Origin of the sequence: Moorena sp. SIO3E8 (assembly GCF_010692445.1) — a bacterium.
In the GTDB taxonomy this organism is placed as follows: domain Bacteria; phylum Cyanobacteriota; class Cyanobacteriia; order Cyanobacteriales; family Coleofasciculaceae; genus Moorena; species Moorena bouillonii.
Genome location: NZ_JAAHHM010000310.1, coordinates 1 through 2,234 on the forward strand (window position 1 = coordinate 1; position 2,234 = coordinate 2,234).

Here is a 2,234-nt window from a genome sequence, read left to right on the forward strand (position 1 = left end):
TCTTTACCGATTGGGGATACCAGGCTGGGCTACCTACGTGTCGGGTTTATTAGTTCTATCTATGTTCCAACTTGTCTTAATCGGAACTGTTTTCAGTCTGATCATCCTGTCAACGCGCAATCAGTCCAACTTGATTCCAGTTCGCGATTATAAATATTACGTTGATGATTTCTTTCCTTTAAAACCATGAGCCAGTTTACCTATGTCGGGACAGAGTTAGAGCTATTTGCTCAAGCCAAGAATTGGAAAAACTATATAAGAGTCTTATTAACGAAATATATCAAAGGTGATGTCTTAGAAGTGGGGGCAGGGATAGGAAGCAACACCCGTTTACTCTGTCGCTCCCAATATAGTCAGTGGTTGTGCCTAGAGCCAGACAATCAGCTTTTCCATGCTCTAGAACAATCGATTGATTTAAATGGTATCATCAACTGTTATGCCCGTAATGGCACTATTGATAGTTTGACTAATGAGCAATTCTTTGATTCAATTTTGTACCTTGATGTTTTAGAACATATCCACAATGATAATCAAGAAGTTATCAAAGTGTCTCAACATCTAAAAGCTAATGGAAATTTAGTTATTTTAGGTCCAGCTCATCAAAGATTGTTTACTCCCTTCGATGCAGCTATTGGTCACTATCGTCGTTATAGTCAATCCAGCCTTAAAGCAATAATACCAGATAATCTCAAGATTGTTAAATGTCTCTATTTAGATAGTGTGGGTTTACTAGCTAGTCTAGCTAATAAACTGATACTTAAGCAAAGTCAACCAACTTTAAAACAAATACAAGTATGGGATAGCTTAATGGTTCCTCTCTCTAGAAAGTTAGATCCTATCTTAAGATATAGATTAGGAAAATCAATTCTGCTAATAGCAAAAAAAATATCCTGATCAAAAAAATGATAAAGGTTAATTTTATAGTTTAAAAAATTAACCCTGAAAATTATTTTTGGATAGAACCATTTCCTAATTCATTTGGGAGGGCTATAAAAGCTTCTAAAACCTTTCCAAACTTTACCACCTTGTTGAATATTTTTATTAGCTAAAGACACCCAATACTCGTGAGACTTACTTTCAAAATATTCTATAGACTCTAAATACTCAAACGAATCTTGAGATTCTTTTGAGATTACCGAAATTTGAGCCAACCTTTCTCTAATATCTTGATAATTATCAATAGCTACTTCATGAAATTTAATCACTATAGGAGTAAAACAAAGCATTATCCATGAAAAAGCTAGAATTATATGAACTTTATAAAAAAGTCGTGAAATTATATACCCAATCCAAACAAAAGCCAAAGGAACAAGTGAGATTGAAGCTACCCATTGTCTTGGTAGAATCCAATAGTTACTCCGAAAAGAGACATAAGAGAAAAATATAGATATTCCCAAGGCTATAATTATTATAAAAACAGGACTGATGAGCTCTTTAAGATAAACTTTCCTAAGTTTTTGATAAACTATAATAATTGAGAAAATTACGAAAATGGTAATAAGCAATGGTTCTAAAAATTTTTGTAAGAATTCAAAATGACTGAAGCCTATAAAAGTGGTGATTAACTCATCCTTTTTGCTCCAATAAAAAGGATCGAATGTAAACTCTGGCTGCCCTCGTAACCAAGTTAATAATCCCAAAGTAAAATAGACTATTGTGCCGAGGACACAAAGAGGAATATTCGTATGTTTAATGACAGAGTTAATGGAAATTTTTTTGCCAGTTTGAATTAATTTTTGCAAGTATGTAAATACAATAATTGCTAACCAATAAACAGAAAAGTAAGGGTGGAATAGTACGCCCATTAAAATAGAAAATAATCCAAAAAGTGTAAAAATAGGACGGGTTCTTTGGGGCAAAGGGGTACTGTAATAGGCCAAGGTACAAACCGTAGCAGTTACTAAAGGCATATAAGGGCGGGCTTCACCCACAAAATACATTAGCTGAGTTTGATCAAAAAGAGCAAGAATACCAATCACTTGCCATAGAAAGGGCATGCCCCAAAGACGGAACAGATAAATTGCTGCTAAAAACAAGACCAAACCAGAGAAAATACTGGGAAATCTTAGCCAAAAGATGTTAGCACCAAAGAGCTGCATTAACCAGTAGTTAATAAGCATATAAATGCCTGTCTGTCCATGATTAATCGTTAGAATAGACTGACTGATAGCGTTCCAAGCTTCAGCCGTTGTCTCATAGCTGCCGAAAGCAAAATGTAAAAACTCATCAATCCA

3 protein-coding genes are annotated in these 2,234 nt (G+C 34.5%); 2 read left to right on the top strand and 1 reads right to left on the bottom strand.

Going from position 1 to position 2,234, the window contains the following annotated elements:
- The coding region (locus F6K46_RS39330) for a hypothetical protein (RefSeq protein WP_366664740.1) at nt 1-190 on the top strand (190 nt) is incomplete at its 5' end.
- Nucleotides 187-894 carry a class I SAM-dependent methyltransferase gene (locus F6K46_RS39335; protein WP_293063658.1) on the top strand — a complete coding sequence of 236 codons (708 nt, stop codon included), beginning with the start codon at nt 187-189 and terminating at the stop codon, nt 892-894. The genes F6K46_RS39330 and F6K46_RS39335, both read left to right, overlap by 4 nt.
- Before the next feature lie 80 nt (nt 895-974).
- Here the strand turns inward: F6K46_RS39335 and F6K46_RS39340 are convergent.
- On the bottom strand, nt 975-2,234 hold a 1,260-nt coding region (locus F6K46_RS39340; RefSeq protein ID WP_293118135.1), incomplete at its 5' end, for a hypothetical protein.

Coding starts and splice junctions, on each gene's coding strand:
- F6K46_RS39335 (WP_293063658.1), top strand. CDS start 187: ATGAGCCAGTTTACCTATGTCGGGACAGAGTTAGAGCTATTTGCTCAA.